Genomic DNA, 18,542 nt, shown 5'->3' with positions numbered 1-18,542 from the left:
GAACCGTTCGCTAGGCGACAAAATCAGATTAATCCTTAAATCAGTGTAATACCGGCTCAGCACCTATCTTTACCGGCTCATACATCCTGATTCGTTTGCATGAAGAAAATAATTGTTGCGGTACTTACCCTTTTCTCCATTCCTAGTTTTGCCCAATCGCCGGTAGCAGCTCGCCTGAAGAGTGGTTTTGATCTGGGCATGGCCTATTCAAAAAACAATTATAATCCATCCATTACGTATTATCAGCTCATTAATGTAGGTGAGCGGAAATTATTCTCTCTGGGCTGGACGCTTCGTCTGGGTGCTTTTTACGGCGATAATTTGAATTATTACACAGCGCCTGCCCGGCTAACACGGGGAAAAAGTGGTTTTGGTGCACTCGCGGAGCCTCTCATTGTCCGTAATGTTGACACGGTTCGGCTCGATTACGTAACGATGACCTCCCTGAATGCAGGAGTTCGGGCGCAGCTCAACCTGGGTATGGTTGAATTAGGGGTCAGCGCTGACCTGCTAGGTTTCACATTTGGCAAGTCGCGCACGGGCCGCTATTGGTCATCGAATGGAAAATTCAACCTAAAGACACCTGCGGGCGCTGATTCGACTCTTTTCTTTCAGGGAGTTAACGCTTTCCAGCAGAATCGTCCCAGCACGCTAAACGTGCGGCTGCTGGGCGACAATGATCTTGGAACACTTTCTACAGAAGTATATGCCCGTTTTCATGTCAGCCAACGCTTTGCCGCCAAAGTGGGGTATCAATGGCTGACAACTGAAATCACCGTAAATAACCGCGATATTGTAGCCGATAACAATCGATTTCGGAATCGGGCAGGGATGGTGTATGTAGCGCTTACATTACCCATATTTTATTGATTCTCCGTTGGCTAACCAGCCAAAAATTAACAGCTTTCAGTCGTATGACTTTTCGCTCAGATGCGTGCCACGGTTATTGGGAGCAGCACCAGTAACCGTGGCACGCATCTGAGCGAAAGTCCTACGTGAGCCATTTCCTCCTATAAATAGTTTCATTTTCGGCATGAGTAACTAGTTGACAGCTCAGGCTTTCAGCTTATAGATCAACTATTCAGTAAGCACTAGTTTGATTTACTGCCCGATAATCATAACCAATCTACCGCCATCACTATAAGTTAGCACGATCTACTACATTTAATTGACAAAATCTTAGCCGAGCATTGCCCATTTAACACTTCATGGACTCACCGATTACGTGCCTTTTAATTGATGATGACGAAGACGATCAGGAAATTTTTTTGCTAGCTTTAAGAAAATTGGATTCGTCAATTGCCTGTTCCTTTGTTGACGATGGAGCGGAAGCACTGCGAAAACTTCGGCAGGATGAGACTTTTGTGCCTCAATATATTTTCCTGGACTTAAACATGCCAGGAATGAATGGCAAGCAATGTCTAACGGAAATCAAAAAAATTGCCCACCTGCAGCACGCATTAATCTTTATCTACTCAACATCGTCTGAAGCAAAGGATATCCTGGAGACAAAACAACTTGGGGCAGATGGGTTTATAACAAAGCCCGCACAAGTGTCTGACCTGATTGATGAGTTGTCAAAATTGCTTCTGAACTGTTAGCCTGTCTGAGACCAGTTCATCATGAAAACGCATAGTCCGGCTTCTCTTTATCCCTTTCTCAGTCGAGGGGGAGAAATGGGCAACTTGATTCCCTCGATTGACTGGTCGATTAATCCACAGGGTCCAATTGACACATGGCCGCAAAGTTTGCGTACATCGCTAAGCATTATGCTCGGCTCCCGGCTTCCCATGCTTCTTTTCTGGGGTCCCGAACGGATTTGTTTTTGTAATGACACCTACCACCTGGAGCTTGGTCATTCGAGTAATTACCCCGCAATCACAGGTGAGCCGGGTCCAACGGCCTGGCCATTACTCTGGACTGAGACGAAACCGATTATCGATCACACAGTTAGCAGCGGAGAACACGTCTGGATAGAGAATAAGGTACTGGCTATCCATAGAAATGGAAAACTGGACGATAGTTACTGGACATTTAGTTACAGTCCCGTTATAGACGAACTGGCTGAACCTGGCGGTATACTTATAACCTGCATTGAAACGACAGACAATGCTAAGTCTACGGTACCAATGGACGTAACTCAGGAGCAGCTACAATTTGCGCTGGAGGCCAGTGAGTTGGGCACCTGGGTTCTTGATCCTGTACAGAATATTGTTCGCTGGGACACGCGCTGCCAGGAGCTTTATGGATTCCCGAACGATAATCAGGTCGCTTATGCCGATGTTTTGAACCACATCCATCCCGATGATCGTCAGGAAGTAGAAGAATCGGTTCGGCGCGTATTAGCACCAGGGTCAAAGGGTCGGTATGATAGCAGGTTCCGAACAATCGCAGCTACCGATAATAAGCTACGCTGGTTACGTTGCCAGGGCAAAGCATATTTCAATGAGCAAAAGGTAGCCTACCGTTTTGCTGGAACTGCGCAGGATATTACGGATCAGGTGTTGGCTCAGGAAAATCTGAAAAGAACCGAAGAACAGGCCAGATTGGCCGTAGAAAGCGCGGGAGCAGGCACATTTTTCGTCGACTTGGCCACGGATGCTATTGCCTATTCCTCTACGCTTGCTACCATCTTTACGGGTATTGAACAGGCCAACTTAACCCGCGATCTACTCATCAATTACATCCTGCCGCAGGATCGCCCCATCCGGGATAAAGCTTATGAAAAAGCAGCCCAAACGGGCAAATTACAGTACGAAGCAAGAACTGTCTGGAACGACGGCAGTATCCATTGGCTAAGAGTAATGGGTACTTATCTAAACGATACATCCGGTAAAGCAAGAAGTTTTGCCGGTATTGCCCAGGACATTTGCGCCGAAGTCGAAGCACGATTGGAACAACAGCAGTTTACGTCTCTGGTAGAAGGCAGTCCGGAATACATGAGCATTTTCCGTCTGGACGGCCCCGTACTGTATGTCAATCCGTATGGTTTAAAGTTACTGGGTTTGACGCATGACCAGCTGACGTTCAGGCAAATGAGCGATTTCTTCACTGTTGAAGACTGGAAAATCGTACAGCAGGAACAGATACCTGTTGCCATGGCTCAAAAGCAGTGGGAAGGTATACAGCATTACCGTCATTTTCAGACAGGCGAACGAATTCCCCTGGATATTAAGCGATTTATTATCGACGATCCATCAACCGGAGAGCCCTACGCTATAGTGGCAACGGGCCGGGACTTACGCCCGACACTGGCAGCCCGAAAAGAACTGGAAGAAAGCGAAGCAGCTCTTCAGAAAGCAAATAAGCGGCTGGAAATGGCGTTGAATGCCGGGCGTTTAGGTTCGTATGAGTTGGATTTAGGATCGGGTCTTATGCAGTGTACGCTTCAATGCCGGGCAAATTTTGGCCTTCCAGCCGATGCGCTCTTTAATTTCCCTGACCTACTGGATGTGATTTTACCCGACGATCGCCAACGTGTATTGGAAGCCATCGACGAGGCAATCATGACGACGAATACCTATAATTCCGAGTATCGCATCAACTGGCCGGATGGCTCCATCCATTGGATCAGGGCTTCGGGCCAGGGAACGTATGACGAGGCAGGAATCCCGTTAAAAATGGTTGGTATTACAATGGACATTACTACCCAGCGAATGGCCCAGCAGGAGTTAGAGCGCCAGGTTAAGGAACAGACACAAGAATTGAGAACAACAAACCATGAGCTAATCAGAACCAATCACGAACTGGAACAATTTGCCTATATCGCCAGCCACGATCTTCAGGAGCCCCTACGAAAGATTCAAAGTTTTGCGGGGCTGCTGCTTGACAATCGACACGATGACGAACTGTTTACGCTTTACCTGAATAAAGTAACTAAATCGGCGCAACGGATGTCGGCCCTGATCAAAGCCGTTCTCAACTACAGCCGACTGTCAAAAACCGATGAGCAGCTGGCACTAATCGATCTCAATCAGATAATACGCAATGTACTGGTCGATTTTGAGCTATTAATCGAAGAAAAAGAGGCCGTTATTCAGTGCGAAAATCTGCCCATTATTGAAGGAATTCCGTTGCAGATGCATCAGCTTTTCACAAACCTGATCAGTAACGCCCTGAAGTTTTCTGAAACACTCCCTGTCATTGTTATTCAGGCCAATATACTTACCCCAATAGAAGTCGTAGAGCAGCTTAACCTGTATCCGACCAGCACGTATGTCCACTTAGTGGTACAGGATAACGGCATTGGCTTCGAGCAAGAGTATGCCGACCGTGTTTTCACTATTTTCCAACGGCTCAATAATGCTAAAAACTACAGTGGTACTGGTATTGGACTGGCCTTATGCCGCAAAATCGTAAACAATCATGGCGGCATTATCACGGCCGAAAGTGAACCGGGCCAGGGAGCCAGTTTTCATATCTATCTGCCAGAGAAACAACCCGTAGGCCAGTTTTCAGCAGGGTATAGTCTCTAATCGGCTCCCTGCTGAAAACTGGTTTCTGGCTTATACTTCTATGGGCTTTAGGTCGAAATAGGTTTCGAAAATGGAAGCCCCGATCTCATTCGTACGCGTCTGAAAATGATCCAGATACTGATGTAATCCTGTCTTAAAGACATCTGCAGTCTCGGTAAATTCAATCTCCGCACGTAGTTTGGAGAGCGTTCGCTCAGCTATATTCCCGAAGCCATGAGAAATATTATTTCCCGAAATTTCGTAGAGCGATAACTCAGCCTGCCGAATGCAGTGAGCAACGGCGCGGGGAAACATTTTATCCAGGATAAGGAACTCAACAATGCTCGATGGCGTCAGTGAACGATACTGCTGACGGTGCATATTGTAGGCGCTAACCGACTTCAGCACCGCCGACCAGATCATCAGATCGAGCGTGGAACCGACCGCTTCAATTTCGGGCAATAAGGTAAAATATTTCACATCCAGAAAGCGGGATGTTTTATCGGCACGCTCCAGAAATCGACCAAGCCGCCCAAAATGCCAGGCTTCATTACGGGTAATCGTCGCATCGATAATGCCGTAAAAGAGCTGCGTATCGTTGCGAATATCCGTGAAAAAACTTTGCGTTTGCACCTCTCCCCATTGCTGCTTTGGCGATGTTTCGCGCACTTTCAGGTAAAACTGATTGAGGTGCTCCCACATCTCCTTCGAAATAACCTCGCGGATCGTCCGGGCATTCTCGCGAGCGTTACTCAGGCACGAAACAATGGAGTTGGGGTTACGCTTTTCAAAAGTCATAAAATGAATGACATTCTCACGCGTCGGCTGCTTATAGTACTTGTCAAACAGGTAGTTATCGGCCGTTGCGATGAGCAGAGGCTCCCATTGCTGATTCACATTAGGTGGCAAATCGAGGGCCAGATTGAAGTTAACGCTCATGAAGCGGGCATAATTTTCGGCCCGTTCGATGTAGCGATGCATCCAGTAAACAGAGTTGGCAACGCGGCTCAGCATAAGTTAAATAATTGGGTTATCACGGAGGGTGACTAACAAAAATAGAACTTCATTGCTGTTTTCCAAGCCGCAAGTCTTTAGTATGATTATTTTGCAAAAGAATCATTTAAAAATAAAGTAATTTGCCAGCCATTCCTTTTCTATAGAAAACACTATGTTCAAATTGTATTCACTACTCACGTTTAGCTTGCTACTCGGTACAGCAACCTTGGCTATTGCCAACCCAGGAAAGCCCAGTTCCAAATTTTATGAGGTGAGGATTTATTACCCAACACCGGGTAAGTATGCCGAAATTGTTGACCGATTCCGGCAATACACGACAAAAATTTTCGAGAAGCATGGGATGGAAAATATCGGATACTGGACTCCAACCGATACGGCTCGCAAAGAGTTAATTTACATTCTGGCCTATCCTAGCCGCGAAGCGCGTGACGCGTCATGGAAAGCATTTAGCAGCGATCCGGAATGGAAAGCCGTTGTGGCCAAAACCGAAGCCAACGGCAAACTGGTCGACCATGTGGATCAGATATTCATGACCGAATCGGATATTTCACCCGAAGTAAAAACCGGTGCTAAATCACCTGCCCGTACGTTCGAATTAAGAACTTATACGCCAGCTCCCGACAAGCTGCCTGCGCTGCTGTCTCGTTTCCGCGATCATACCATTAAACTTTTCAGTAACCATGGTATGACACACATTGGCTATTGGACAACGCAGGAGAAAGATGGCGGGCAGCCAAAGCTGGTCTATATTCTGGCTCACCCAAGTGAAGCAGAAGGCAAAGCCCATTTCGACGAGTTCCGTAAAGATCCAGTCTGGGTTAAGGTAAAAGAAGAATCAGAAAAAAACGGACCGTTAACCACAAAAGTGGAATCGGTTTACATGAAACCAACTGATTATTCTCCGATTAAGTAAGCTGAATTTGGTCCTGAGGTGCTTATTGATCTGACCGTAAAAATTAGATCAATAAGCACCTCAGGACCAAATTCACGCTGTAATAAACTGATTCTTTTCATCAATACGAAACGAGTCAATCAGTATGTAACGACCAGCATGATAGGGACTGGTCAACTCGTGCGATCAATGGCTTACTTTTCTTAACAAAGCGGTTGTAGGTAGGTTGCTTTAGCAAAACTACAACGTTATGAAATCGATTGATCATCTGGTTGATTTGCTCGATCAGTCCCGTTTGCCGATGGTATCCCGGCAACAATTCCTAAAAACAGCCAGTCGAGGTCTGGTTGCTGGCGCAGTCGGCAGTGCACTTATCGGGTGCGATAAAAAGCCGGAAACCAATTTATCGGCCTCCGCAACGGTCAATACGACCAGTGGACCTGTGCCCAAACTACCTGCTACTTCTCCCCCCGCCAAAGTACCTACCGATTCTACCAAGCCAATAGAGCTGGAACAGATCAAAGCAAAAACAGAACAGCAGGAATCACCAACGCCAACCCCGTTACCTGAAGATCAGCGCATTGGCTATGCCCTGGTTGGTCTGGGCCATCTGACACTAAACCAGATTTTACCAGCTTTTGGCGCTTGCAAAAAATCTAAAGTAGTGGCTTTGGTTAGCGGTAGTCCCGAAAAAATGCAGAAAGTAGCCGCCCAATATGGCGTCAGAATAGAGAGCTGTTACAGCTACGCCGATTACGACAAACTACGCGACAATAAAGAAGTACAGGCCATATACATCGTGCTTCCTAACGGGATGCATGCCGAATATACAATCCGGGGGGCACAGGCAGGCAAGCATATTCTCTGCGAAAAGCCAATGGCAAATAGCGCACAGGAATGTCAGTTGATGATCGATGCCTGCCAAAAGGCGGGCCGTAAGCTAATGATTGCGTATCGGATTCAATATGAACCTCATCACCGGATTGTACGTGAAATGATTCAGAAAGAACAATTCGGTAAGGTCAAGTCCATCATGGCTAACAACGGGCAAAACTCCGATAACCCGGACCATTGGCGGTTTAAAAAGGCGCTGGCCGGTGGTGGTTCGTTACCCGACGTTGGTTTATACTGCCTGAACACAATTCGATATCTGCTGGGCGAAGAACCAACGGAAGTAGTTGGTTATGTTCATAGCACACCCAATGATCCTCGGTTTAAGGAAATTGAAGAGCAGGTCAACTGGCTCATGAAATTTCCCAGTGGGGTACAAACCAGTTGTGCCACCAGTTATGGTCATCACGATGACAAAAACTATAAGGTGCTGGCCGATACGGGCTGGATCAAAATGGACCCGGCATTTCCCTATACGGGTTTGCAGTTAGAAACGAGCCAGGCACAGGGAAAAGAAAATCAGGTTATTCAGCACAAAATTGGCGACCAGGATCAGTTTGCGGCCGAAATGGATCATTTCTCGGAATGCATCCTTGAAAACAAACGACCCTTTACGCCTGGAGAAGAAGGCCTTCAGGATCAGAAAATCATGGAAGCGATCTACCAATCAGCGTGGGAAGGGCGGCCCATAAAGCTCGCTGGAGTCGATAAAAAGGACGCCTTTCGTGGCCCGGAACCCAACGAATCCGCCTGACGGCAAAGGCTGTCGACGCGAGTCGGGTTAGAGTACCATAAACTCTACCCGCCTGTTTTTCTTCCGGTTCTCTTCGTTGTTATTGGGAGCAACGGGGTCCAGCGATCCACGCCCGACGGCCTGTAGCCGATTTTTACGAATTCCTTTACCAGCCAGATAGTCAACTACGGCCTGACAGCGATCGCGGGAAAGCTGCGTATTCAGATCAAAATCGCCCTGGTTATCGGTATGACCACGTATTTCGATGCGCAGTGATGGATATTTCGACAGCACGTCAAACAACTGATTAAGTTCGGTATACGATTCTGGTCGCAGAACAGGACTGCTCTGATCGAAATAAATCTTGTTCAGGCGTATGCTTTTACCTTTTTCAATGACGCCAAAGGTTTTTGTTGTGACAGAAGGTACCGATAAAGCGGCCGTTTCCACTGCTGCTTTATCGGTTGGCTGGGCTTCGGATAAGACCGTTTTTTCAGCAGTAGCAGGCGATTTAGCTGACAATTTAACCAATACCTCATTCTGTTCTTTATCCAGGACAATCGACCGCGTAAAATCCTCGTAGCCCGGAGCTACACTTGTCAGTTGATACGTTCCTTTACCGGGTATAGTTGCAGTAGCCAGACCGGTTGCAAAGTCTATTTTTACGGGAACCGGTGGAGTTCCTGTCGGGCCCGAAAGTGTGAATGTGGCTCCCGACACTGCTTTCCCCGTTTGATTGTCGACCGCCCGAATGGTCAGACCAAGTGTAATTTTATCCAGTTCGGCATCGAACTCATAAAGCTTGCCTGATAGTGGTACGTCAATGGCTAATCGTCGGTTTATGGACGTATAGCCAGCTGCACTAACCTGAATATCAAGATCATCAGAGGTTGTAAATATACGTTCAAGCCGGCCGGTGGGTAATTCGAACCGCTCAGCTTTACCCGTAATTCGGGAGGTAATACTGACTACGGCCGATGCGAGAGGCTGACGAATAGACATCGAAAACACTTTGATAGTCAGTACAGTGGGCTTTAGCTTCATCAACTTCATCGTAATCCGTCGTGAAGCATTCAGGTTAGCGAGTTGTATTTTAGCGGATACATAATCGGAAGCAGATGCCAGAACAGCGAGTGAGGTGCCCGGCACTACCGACACACTAAACTGTTGATTGAGACTGTCAAATACGGGTATCAACGTCTGTTGGGTCTGGTCGGTCACGCTCAGCTTCCCGCCAGGAACAGGCTCCTTCGTTTCGGAATCAATTACCTGAATTGTTATCGCCAGTTGAGCCGAACCATTCGGTTTTCTTACAGAATCAGCCGATGCCGTTGGCGGTATGACCGCTGCAATGGCTGTAACTAACAGAGGTTGTTCAGCATCTTTTGTCACTACGGTAATAGTATCTGCTTTATCGTCTGCATGGATAGACCGTAGCCGAAAATCTTTGGGAATTATAGTGTAGATTTCATAAGTGGTTTTATTGATGAACTGGCTATTAGCCCGAAAATCCAGTCGGTCCTGCGCCAATGAACTCAAAACCGGCACTCCCAGCACTATTATCCGGGCAATTAAATAGGCGATTACGCCCAATCGATCGCGGCTTACTGAATTCGCCATCTATTTTTAATTTTGCAAGTGCGGTAACAGCGAAAGACCTAATCAAAAATCCGAACAGCTTACTTGTAGTCAGATCAGATAGTTAACCGGTAAAATCGTATGCACATCTTACTACTTTGGCTGTATATAGGCTGTCAACTCCTAAAGGTATGGACCAATTCTACACCTAAGAATATACTTGCTGAAATACCCTCGCCAGTTCTGTTTCAGGGTGATGACCATACGGCTTATCGCGACCCGGCAGTGCTGTATTACAACAACACAATATACCTCTTTTTTACCCTGGTACGGATCGAAGACAGTGGCAAGGTATATTCTTATACAGCCATGAGCCAATCCAAAGATCTGCGTCGCTGGTCGCGAATACAGATTTTGACACCCCGCGATCAACGTCTTGATTATAGTAGCCCTGGCAATATTATTCGATACAATAACGAATGGGTTCTTTGCCTGCAAACCTACCCTCGCCCTGATTACACAGTTCAGCAAATGCCCCGATTCGGCAGCGGTGATGCCCGGCTTTTTACCATTCGGAGCCGCGACCTGCGTTATTGGAGCCAACCCGAGCTTCTGCGTGTTAAAGGCCCAACCGTGTCAGAACACGACATGGGCCGAATGATCGATCCGTATTTACTGGCCGATAAAGATGAACCCGGTAAATGGTGGTGTTTTTACAAGCAGAACGGGGTGAGTATGTCTTATTCCTATAACCTCCACGACTGGACCTACTTTGGGCATACAGATTCCGGCGAAAATGCCTGCGTGCTGGTGGAGAATAACGAATACGTTCTGATTCATTCGCCGAAAAACGGGATAGCCATCAAGCGCTCAACCGATTTACGAACCTGGAAAGACTGGGGTAACCTCATTACTTTAGGACAGGCAGATTGGCCCTGGGCCAAAGGCAGGCTAACCGCAGGTACGGTGCTGAACATGAAGAACGAACCTCTGTTCGGAAAATACGTCATGTTCTTTCACGGCTCGGGTCCATTAACCGAAGAAGCCGGTGATTTTGACAAAAATGCATCGATCGGAATTGCCTGGAGCGATGATCTAAAAACATGGAACTGGCCCGGTCTGCAAACACCCCGTTAACAAATTACGCCCTGTCTGCAGACCACCTTTTCACCGACATGGATTTGCTACTGACTATTCCCCAGTTTTACCGCCAGGCCGGGCGCTTGTCCTGTAATGACGTTTACCGTAAAACGGAAACGATCGGAAGTACCGAAATAGGTTCCCAGATCATCTTTAAAAAGCGTGGCCACCCGAACCAACTGCTCCTCATTTCCGCCCAAAAATTCCAGCATTACTAATCGGGTAGGGTTAGCTGTCAGGTAAGTTTTTAGTTGCTCCAAAACTGCCTTATTGCCTTGAACCCCTCGTAACCAGCTTTTCCCTAACAGACTAACGAACAACCGATCCTGTTCTGATAAGGTAGTATCTTTATTGGCTACCACTTTCAACGCGCAGCCGTCAAGTTCTTTCAAACCTGCTTCGTTTGGACAGGTATCCTGATTGTCGCGCAGACCATCGGCATCAGTATCCGGACAACCGGCCATAGCAGCCGAACCGGCCACAGTTGGGCATTCATCGTTGTTATTGGCGATACCATCACCGTCGGTATCTGGGCAGCCGTTGTATTTGGCCGGTCCTGCTTCATGAGGACAGGCATCGTTTTTATCTAAAATACCATCACCATCAGAATCCGGACAGCCTTTGTTAGATTTTGGTCCGGCATCCTGCGGGCAGTTATCGTCTTTATCCTGAATGCCATCGCTGTCGGTATCGGGGCAACCCTGAAAAGCCCAGACACCCGGTACAGACGGACAAAAATCACGCTGGTCAGAAACATGGTCCCCATCGCTATCCCTTGGCCGCTTCGCTCCAATGGGCAAGGTTACACCCGCGAAGAGATGAGCTGCCATGCCATTATCCGCAATAAACCCAACTAAATTATCGCTTCCGATCGTGAACATGCCGATCCGAACGTGCGTACCAAGTGATACCTTACCCAAATCCTGCCAGTAATTAACCATCGCCGAAAACTCCAGGCCAGCCGATTCATAGCGAGGGCCGAATGTTATAAGTTCGGACCGATGCTGAGCAATGGCCGCCCTATCTGCCGCTGGTCGGGTGGGTTTCCACCAGGCAGCCCCGACAAACCAGCCCTTACGGACCTGAGCATCCAACTGAACCGACAATGTCTGGGGTAGTTTCACCGTCAGATCACCAATTGTGCCCTCAGGTACAATTCCCAGCGATCGGGCTACGGCATCTCTTACCTGTGTAGGTGTTCTGGGCGGCTTTATCTCCGACTGAAGAAGCGTTCCATCGCGTGGCTGAACCATCCAGGAACTGGCATTTTTATACCGGATACTGCCAATATCCAGAAGCGATAATCCGAATCTGAATTTATATTTTGTTGCAGACGCATCGACAAGCGTTTTGCCATCCATTGGATAGTAAAACGACTCGGGCTCCGGCCTGAATTCATATGTAAATCCAATATCGAAGCCATTGCCTGTTCCGGGTATTTTCCCAAAAAGAGCATCGCCAAAAGTCAGTTGATTTAGTGTAATAAGGTCCGAGTAAGTCGTTGTCAGGCTGTTAAGTGAATAGCCAAGCCAATCAGAAGGTGCTCCGAATTTCCCGTTGGCCGCTAATTCTGTTGTTTGCAGACCACGAATGTATTTATAGGTTCCCCCCGCCTTAACAAAATGATGATCCTTAACAAATATTGGCAGTGCATACGACAAAGCAATTTCACCGAAAGCGGTTGATGTCAAATGAGCCGAACGGTTAATATCTGCCAGGGGTGCTGTGCTTCCCTGAAACCAGTCGATCAGGTCAAAAGCCCCGGTCAGATTAAGATCGGACCGATATCGGGTAGTAACCGCAAATGCATGATTATTAGGCAATTGATACATAGCCCCCGGCCCATGCATATCAACTTCTTTCATGGCCAGGCTCTGCCCATGCAGTTTAATATTAGCCTGAGCAAAGAAAAGCGTTGCCAATGGCACGCGAGGCTGATTGGCAGCCTGAAACGATACTGTTCCTATGTTAACGTAAGTCCCCCAGCGAGAATCAGCAATTGAAGATGGATTTAAAGTTAACCCATTGGTGCCAGCATAATTACTAAGCTGATAACCAGTCATCCGCTGCGCAATCAGAAAACCAGGCACTAAACAAAGAATACCAATAAGTAGACGTTTGGGCATAGAGGAGGCATGATATACTGGCAAAAATGCGAAATCAAAAGCCCCTATCCAAAACTGTACTTGGGTGATTTAGTACACGGCGATTTTTAGTGAAAACGTTATATATAATAATCGCTTAATCAATGATGAGCAGCCGTTGTCGATACCGGTGGATTAATCATGATATGGGCCCTGTGCGTACCCGGATCCATAATCCAGGGCATACCCGGCGCTTCGGGTTTTAGAGGAAGCCCGGTGCTTTCGGCAGTTGCATAGGGAATGTAAACGACATAGCGCAAATAACCGTCTTTCACGTCACCAGTGGCAACATCATAATTCTCATCTTTTGCCGTATACGAAAACAACGTCGATGGATGAGTGGGCATTATTAGCTTCTTGTCCTTGGTTTCCTGCTCGCGAATAGCCAGGATTTCGGCTGGTTTTTTACCTTCCTTTTTCAAAATCCGGCCCCGCTCCATAAACAGGTCCAGATCGCGATGGTAGCACGACACGCTCAATCCCTTCTGAGCGGGGTCGTCGGCCAGACAAATCAGTTCGTTTGTCCCTTTCCGCAGCACGACAAACTCATTCTTTGCGCTATAACCATATACCGTTGCTGCGTCGCGTTTATCTGCCGGAGCAGCCAGAATTGCGGCCTTAATCTGCACATCGGGCGAAGGCACAGTAGGCGTTTGGGCCATAACAACGGCAACCAGGCTGTATGAAGCCAAGAAGGCAGAGATCGTTTTCATCCTTAACGTATTTTTATTCAGTAAGGCGAATCAATACAACTACTACTCAAACCACAGAAAGGCTATTGATACCCTCTGGCCTGCAAACCAAACAATTCAGCGTATCGACCATCCTTCTCCAGCAATTCGTAATGGCTGCCGATCTCGAGCAGTGTACCATTCTCCAGAACCAGAATCCGGTCGGCCATTCGAACGGTACTGAACCGGTGCGAAATAATCACCGACGATTTTCCATCAGTCAGTTTTCCGAAGCGCTGGAACACCTCATATTCGGCGCGAGCGTCAAGTGCGGCTGTCGGTTCATCCAGAATAATTAATTGAGCGTCGCGCATGTAGGCCCGGCCGAGGGCAACTTTCTGCCATTCGCCCCCCGACAGTTCGACGCCTTTACCAAATGAGCGGCCCAACTGCTGGTCATAACCACCGGCGAGTTTGGCAATAACCGTGTCGGCCAGGCTTCGTTGCGCCGACGCTTCAATGCGGGGCTGGTTGGTCCGTTCGTCAATATCACCTACTGCAATGTTTACGCCTGCCGACATTTTAAAGCGGGTATAATCCTGAAAAATAACGCCGATGTTCCGCCGTAATTCCATCAAATCATATTCGCGGAGATCATATCCGTCGAGTAAAATCCGCCCCTCTGCGGGATCGTAAAGGCGGGCCAGTAGCTTAACGAGTGTTGTTTTACCCGCACCATTTTCGCCGACGAGCGCAAGCTTCTCGCCCGCGTGGAGCGTAAACGACAAATTACGCAATGCCCAGCGCTCTGAGTTTGTGTATTTAAACCCAACATTTTCGAAAACAAAACCTTCCCGAATCGGATTCGGAAATGGCCTTGCTATACCGGGCGAGTGAATCGATGGTTGAATGGCGAAATAATCGAAGAGGTCCTGTAAATAGATGGCTTCCTGTGTCAGGCTGCTGAACTGAAGTAAAATACCTTCCAATGAACCGCGAACCTGCCGGAACGATCCCGCCAGGAATGTCAGATCCCCCAGCGAAATCTGGCCACCAACTGCCCGCATAACAATCCAGACGTAAGCTCCGTAGTAACCCGCCGTACCGAGAGCGGTCAGTAGTGTTCCCCAACCCGCCCGACTAATGGCTAATGATCGATTTTTGAGAAAGTATTCCCACGATAGGGAACGGAAGCGATCAATCAGGAAATTGGATAATCCGAAAATCTTGACCTCTTTGGCCGTTTCGTCACTAGCGCCAATGAAGCGCAGGTAGTCAAGTTCGCGCCGTTCGGGTGTCCACGAACGCGATAGTGAATAACTCCGCTGATTGAAATAATTATCACCAATGAAGGATGGCGTTACGGCCAGTAGAATCAGGAGTAACAACCAGGGGTTGTAGATTGCCAGACCAGCAGCCAGAAAGGCCACCGAAATCAACTCCTGTACTTGCCCGAATACACCCGACAAAAGCACCGTCCGACCCGTCGTTTGTCGGCGGGCGCGTTCGAGCTTGTCATAAAACGTAGCATCTTCAAACTGTTCCAGATCGAGCGTGGCTGCGTGTTCCATCAGCCGAATCGATGTCTTGTTCGCAAATAGATCGCCCAATAGGCTATCCATTAACGAAACTGCCCGACCCAGCGCCGTCGAAATAATAGCCAGTCCAAACTCAGCCGCAACGAGCCACCACAGATAGTTCGTATCATCGGGAGTTGACCCAGCCGTATGTTTATTCAGGGCTACAACCTGATCAATAATAAGTTTGCCAATGTAGAGTGTTGCGGCCGGAATTGCCGCCCGAATCAGGCGCAAAGATGCGTTGCCCAGAAACAAGCCGGGCGAAGTTTCCCAGACTAAGCGAAAAAAGGCGGGCAGATTGCCGAGGGCTGCGAAGCGTTCGCGCCAGCTTATTTGTTCCTTAGTATCAGTGGGATTAGCGTGTGGAGTTACCGTTTTTGCCATATACCCAAAAGACAAGTGCAACCGGGGATTAGTTCACAATCCTTATCTCGCTGCTCCAGGATTCAGGCACTCAGGTCAAGCTACCGGTTGCGAAAAAAATTCATAGGCAGGCTTCCTATTTTGTACCTTAATCCGATCCGAACCATTTTGATTTATAGAAGATTTTCAGGTTCCGTAAATCAATAGTTAAAACCATCTGTTACCTTTCTGAACAAACTAAGTTCATTTCATTGGCCGTGCAGAAAACAGTACCTTTCTCCATGCAATCCTGCTTTTTACGATTTAGTCTGGGCGTAGTTCTGTTCGTGGCAGTCGGCACAACGGTCTTTAGTGCAGCTCTTCCGTCCGACAATCCATCGGGTATTTCGTTTTTTAGAGGTTCCTGGAAAACCGTAGTAGCCGAAGCCAAACGCCAGAACAAACCGATCTTTCTGGACATTTATACAACCTGGTGCCCGCCCTGCAAACGAATGGCTAAAGAAGCGTTCCCTAACCCGAAAGTGGGCGCTAAATTCAACGTTCATTTCATCAACTATCAGCTCGATGCCGAAAAAGGTGAGGGTATTGAGATCGCGAAACGGTACGCTGTATCGAGTTATCCAACCGGGCTATATATAACCTCAAACGGCGATTTAATTCACCGATCGGTTGGCTACGGAGGTGTAAATGCCATGATCGATCAGGCCAACCATATGCTGGCGTTGCCCCAGTTCCGACCAACAATTGCCAAAGGAGACAAAGACTATGCGGAGGGTCGGCGTGATGCACCATTTCTGAGAAAATATCTGGCGACCTGTAAAGCACTTAACCGGCCCATCGATGAGGTGCTGGATGCTTATCTTGACGCACTACCTGAGCAGGAACGCTCGACAAATGAGTCGATTTCATTTATCGCCGGGGCGATTCAATCATCCAATACCAAAGCATTTGGCTACCTCATCAAAAACCGGCCAGACTCTGTTGACTCAACCAAACAAAGTGTGGCAGTGATGGTTTCCGATGCCCTAGCCCGTGTACTTGCCAATGACTTCGAGCACGCATGCGCAACTAATGATGAATCGCTTCTCGAATCGCTTATTGCCAATAGTGAACGAAACATCATTTCGGCTAATCCGTCGGCAATTAGATCGGATGTCCAGAAACAGGAAGCGGCTGATGCTTACCGCCTGAAATTTTCAAGTCAAACTAAAAATTTGGGCAAATAACGGGTGCTAACATTTGACCGGCTTCTACCTTCAAGCTAGATTAAAATCATTTAATCTCACAAACCGGGCAGGATAATGTTAAGGTAGTTAATCATTCAGGCTGTAAACCATTCCTACCGTATGGAAACTAGTAAATTCACTCGATTTTTTGAAAAATTTGCGTCGAGGGCTACCCAGGCGACTGGCTCCTCAACTGCATTTCTGCTGGCTTTATTAACAATCGTTATATGGGTCATTACAGGCCCAATTTTTGGCTATTCTGATACCTGGCAATTAGTAATCAATACGGGTACCACTATCATTACGTTTCTGATGGTCTTTCTAATTCAGAAATCGCAAAATAAAGACTCGCTTGCGATGCAGATTAAACTGAATGAATTGCTGGCCGTTAATCGAAAAGCCAGCAACAGGCTGCTCAATGTCGAAGATCTGACGGAAGCGGAGCTTCATGCCCTGCACGAATTTTTTGGGCGACTGGCCGAACGGGCAAAAGCAGAAGCGACTCTTTCGGAATCGCACTCAATTGAAGAAGCAGAAGAAATACACGAAGACAAACTGGAAGAATTAGAAGAACGCCGGGTCGTACGTCAAAAAGAGAAGCAGACTCATAAACAACAGGCCAAAACTCAATCGGTAAAGAGCTAGAATCCCATTTTGACTTCATGCCGCTCACCCGAAACGGTCTGTTCTTCCATATTGAATATGTCAGCCAAAGTCATTGGTTCTTTGGTTCGGTACTCCATACCAATATGTGCCAGCAACTCATTGGCTTTATCGGCCGCCAGCTTACCAAATGCGTAATCGACCATCAGACGTCCCTTCCGTAACAGGGCTTTGTCCAGTAGGTGCTTGCTGGCATTGAAGGTAGCAATAACCTGAATGTGCATGCAATCGGCCAGCAAACCGTCGGTAAGGTTTAATATGTTCGATACACTGTTGGTATCTCCACCGGCCTCCCGTGATTGAAGAATGCGCTCAGCATCTTCAATAATCAGTACAGAGTCTTTATTATCGAGCAAAAATGGAATGATCTCCGGCGATGTCAGGTAGTTGGTCATGTAGGGTGGTAAAATAAGCATGTCCTTTTTGACCAGTGAACTCAGATATTTGATATAGGTTGTTTTGCCAGTTCCGGGTTCGCCATGAAGCAGAATCAACCCTTTGCTTTTGGGTTGTGCCAGCAACGTAACCAGTCGTTCATGAACCGGCTGGAAATCGTCATTATAATGCAGGTCGAGGTTGATATCAGGCGGCAGAATTTCAACCCGTTCGGTATGTAACCCACCCAAGCCACTCTGAATCAAATAAATATGAGTCTGATTTTCCTCATGAACGTACTTATGATCCTGAAATCCATCCAGCAATGCCCGCGCAGAGCCCTCATCACGGTAAAATCCATACAGTCTAAAGAATCGCTCGCCAACAAACTCAGCCTTGAGCACTACACCATCGTTATGCTGATAGATACGCTCAACTGTATGCCAACCATCGTCGTTAACGCGGGTTGAGAGATTGATCAGGTCAAACCCACGCTCATCCAGCAATGCCCGTGCCGACGGCTTAAAATCGTCATTGAAATGCAGGTAGTTCGGATAGCTGCCAAAAGCCTGCACAAAGTGCGGTGCCATCGGAAACTCACGATCGAGGTCGCTGGGAATGTACAAGTTTTGAATGGTTTGATGATTAGGCATACGGCTATCGGCCGTCAGGTAGCGGAACATTTCGGCTTTTGAAAACTCTTCCTGAGGCTTCAAGTGGGCTTTAGATTACGGTTTTACGGTACTAAATTACCTTAAAATTAATAAATAGCATACTCCGAGCGACAGTTTAAGCCAATAGCGATAAACAACAGG

At 47.5% G+C, this 18,542-nt stretch carries 14 protein-coding genes; 8 read left to right on the top strand and 6 right to left on the bottom strand.

Annotation, left to right across the window (positions count from 1 at the left end; translation table 11 throughout):
• Positions 1-99 precede the first annotated feature (99 nt).
• The 3 genes from GJR95_RS21290 (at position 100) to GJR95_RS21280 (ending at position 4,475) form a co-directional block, all read left to right on the top strand.
• On the top strand, positions 100-870 hold the full coding sequence (locus tag GJR95_RS21290) for a hypothetical protein (protein ID WP_162387776.1): 771 nt from the start codon (positions 100-102) through the stop codon (positions 868-870).
• A 338-nt stretch (positions 871-1,208) separates the two neighbouring features.
• Entirely contained in the window at positions 1,209-1,601 is a 393-nt protein-coding gene (locus GJR95_RS21285; protein ID WP_162387775.1) for a response regulator, read from the top strand.
• A 21-nt stretch (positions 1,602-1,622) separates the two neighbouring features.
• Positions 1,623-4,475: a PAS domain-containing protein gene (locus GJR95_RS21280; RefSeq protein WP_162387774.1), complete on the top strand. Its 2,853-nt coding sequence runs from the start codon at positions 1,623-1,625 to the stop codon at positions 4,473-4,475.
• A 30-nt stretch (positions 4,476-4,505) separates the two neighbouring features.
• On the opposite strand, the gene GJR95_RS21275 is transcribed toward GJR95_RS21280, so the two are convergent.
• Positions 4,506-5,468: an alpha-E domain-containing protein gene (locus tag GJR95_RS21275; protein ID WP_162387773.1), complete on the bottom strand. Its 963-nt coding sequence runs from the start codon at positions 5,466-5,468 to the stop codon at positions 4,506-4,508.
• 154 nt (positions 5,469-5,622) lie between these two features.
• On the opposite strand from GJR95_RS21275, the gene GJR95_RS21270 reads away from it, so the two are divergent.
• Together GJR95_RS21270 and GJR95_RS21265 are read left to right on the top strand one after the other, a co-directional pair.
• Positions 5,623-6,384, top strand: coding sequence for an NIPSNAP family protein (locus GJR95_RS21270; protein WP_162387772.1), 762 nt, complete (start codon positions 5,623-5,625; stop codon positions 6,382-6,384).
• Between the two features lie 229 nt (positions 6,385-6,613).
• On the top strand, positions 6,614-8,008 hold the full coding sequence (locus GJR95_RS21265) for a Gfo/Idh/MocA family protein (protein ID WP_162387771.1): 1,395 nt from the start codon (positions 6,614-6,616) through the stop codon (positions 8,006-8,008).
• Positions 8,009-8,035: 27 nt separating this feature from the next.
• On the opposite strand, the gene GJR95_RS21260 is transcribed toward GJR95_RS21265, so the two are convergent.
• Positions 8,036-9,607, bottom strand: coding sequence for an OmpA family protein (locus GJR95_RS21260; protein ID WP_162387770.1), 1,572 nt, complete (start codon positions 9,605-9,607; stop codon positions 8,036-8,038).
• Between the two features lie 99 nt (positions 9,608-9,706).
• On the opposite strand from GJR95_RS21260, the gene GJR95_RS21255 reads away from it, so the two are divergent.
• A complete protein-coding gene (locus GJR95_RS21255) occupies positions 9,707-10,702 on the top strand; it encodes a glycoside hydrolase family protein (protein WP_198424728.1) in 996 nt (331 codons plus the stop codon).
• 47 nt (positions 10,703-10,749) lie between these two features.
• Here the strand turns inward: GJR95_RS21255 and GJR95_RS42190 are convergent, their stop codons facing one another.
• The 3 genes from GJR95_RS42190 to GJR95_RS21240 all read right to left on the bottom strand — a co-directional run bounded on the left by GJR95_RS42190 (position 10,750) and on the right by GJR95_RS21240 (position 15,484).
• Positions 10,750-12,831, bottom strand: a complete 2,082-nt coding sequence (locus tag GJR95_RS42190; protein WP_232540814.1) for a DUF5723 family protein — start codon at positions 12,829-12,831, stop codon at positions 10,750-10,752.
• A 119-nt stretch (positions 12,832-12,950) separates the two neighbouring features.
• Entirely contained in the window at positions 12,951-13,562 is a 612-nt protein-coding gene (locus tag GJR95_RS21245) for a hypothetical protein (protein ID WP_162387769.1), read from the bottom strand.
• A 62-nt stretch (positions 13,563-13,624) separates the two neighbouring features.
• Complete coding sequence (locus tag GJR95_RS21240) at positions 13,625-15,484, bottom strand: ABC transporter ATP-binding protein (protein ID WP_162387768.1); 1,860 nt, start codon at positions 15,482-15,484, stop codon at positions 13,625-13,627.
• Between the two features lie 260 nt (positions 15,485-15,744).
• Here GJR95_RS21240 and GJR95_RS21235 point away from each other — a divergent pair, with 260 nt between their 5' ends.
• Together GJR95_RS21235 and GJR95_RS21230 are read left to right on the top strand one after the other, a co-directional pair.
• The gene (locus GJR95_RS21235) at positions 15,745-16,689 is read left to right on the top strand and encodes a thioredoxin family protein (RefSeq protein ID WP_162387767.1); all 945 of its coding nucleotides are present in this window, start codon (positions 15,745-15,747) and stop codon (positions 16,687-16,689) included.
• A gap of 120 nt (positions 16,690-16,809) precedes the next feature.
• Positions 16,810-17,334, top strand: coding sequence for a low affinity iron permease family protein (locus GJR95_RS21230; protein WP_162387766.1), 525 nt, complete (start codon positions 16,810-16,812; stop codon positions 17,332-17,334).
• Here GJR95_RS21230 and GJR95_RS21225 read toward each other — a convergent pair.
• Positions 17,331-18,410, bottom strand: a complete 1,080-nt coding sequence (locus GJR95_RS21225) for an AAA family ATPase (protein WP_162391803.1) — start codon at positions 18,408-18,410, stop codon at positions 17,331-17,333. The genes GJR95_RS21230 and GJR95_RS21225 overlap by 4 nt on opposite strands.
• Between the last annotated feature and the right edge of the window lie 132 nt (positions 18,411-18,542).

The organism is Spirosoma endbachense, assembly GCF_010233585.1.
In the GTDB taxonomy this organism is placed as follows: Bacteria; Bacteroidota; Bacteroidia; order Cytophagales; family Spirosomataceae; genus Spirosoma; species Spirosoma endbachense.
The sequence above is the reverse complement of the archived record's forward strand: the minus strand, read 5'-3'. Positions and strand labels throughout refer to the sequence as shown.

Coding starts and splice junctions, on each gene's coding strand:
- GJR95_RS21290 (WP_162387776.1), top strand. CDS start 100: ATGAAGAAAATAATTGTTGCGGTACTTACCCTTTTCTCCATTCCTAGT.
- GJR95_RS21285 (WP_162387775.1), top strand. CDS start 1,209: ATGGACTCACCGATTACGTGCCTTTTAATTGATGATGACGAAGACGAT.
- GJR95_RS21280 (WP_162387774.1), top strand. CDS start 1,623: ATGAAAACGCATAGTCCGGCTTCTCTTTATCCCTTTCTCAGTCGAGGG.
- GJR95_RS21275 (WP_162387773.1), bottom strand. CDS start 5,468: ATGCTGAGCCGCGTTGCCAACTCTGTTTACTGGATGCATCGCTACATC.
- GJR95_RS21270 (WP_162387772.1), top strand. CDS start 5,623: ATGTTCAAATTGTATTCACTACTCACGTTTAGCTTGCTACTCGGTACA.
- GJR95_RS21265 (WP_162387771.1), top strand. CDS start 6,614: ATGAAATCGATTGATCATCTGGTTGATTTGCTCGATCAGTCCCGTTTG.
- GJR95_RS21260 (WP_162387770.1), bottom strand. CDS start 9,607: ATGGCGAATTCAGTAAGCCGCGATCGATTGGGCGTAATCGCCTATTTA.
- GJR95_RS21255 (WP_198424728.1), top strand. CDS start 9,707: ATGCACATCTTACTACTTTGGCTGTATATAGGCTGTCAACTCCTAAAG.
- GJR95_RS42190 (WP_232540814.1), bottom strand. CDS start 12,831: ATGCCCAAACGTCTACTTATTGGTATTCTTTGTTTAGTGCCTGGTTTT.
- GJR95_RS21245 (WP_162387769.1), bottom strand. CDS start 13,562: ATGAAAACGATCTCTGCCTTCTTGGCTTCATACAGCCTGGTTGCCGTT.
- GJR95_RS21240 (WP_162387768.1), bottom strand. CDS start 15,484: ATGGCAAAAACGGTAACTCCACACGCTAATCCCACTGATACTAAGGAA.
- GJR95_RS21235 (WP_162387767.1), top strand. CDS start 15,745: ATGCAATCCTGCTTTTTACGATTTAGTCTGGGCGTAGTTCTGTTCGTG.
- GJR95_RS21230 (WP_162387766.1), top strand. CDS start 16,810: ATGGAAACTAGTAAATTCACTCGATTTTTTGAAAAATTTGCGTCGAGG.
- GJR95_RS21225 (WP_162391803.1), bottom strand. CDS start 18,410: ATGTTCCGCTACCTGACGGCCGATAGCCGTATGCCTAATCATCAAACC.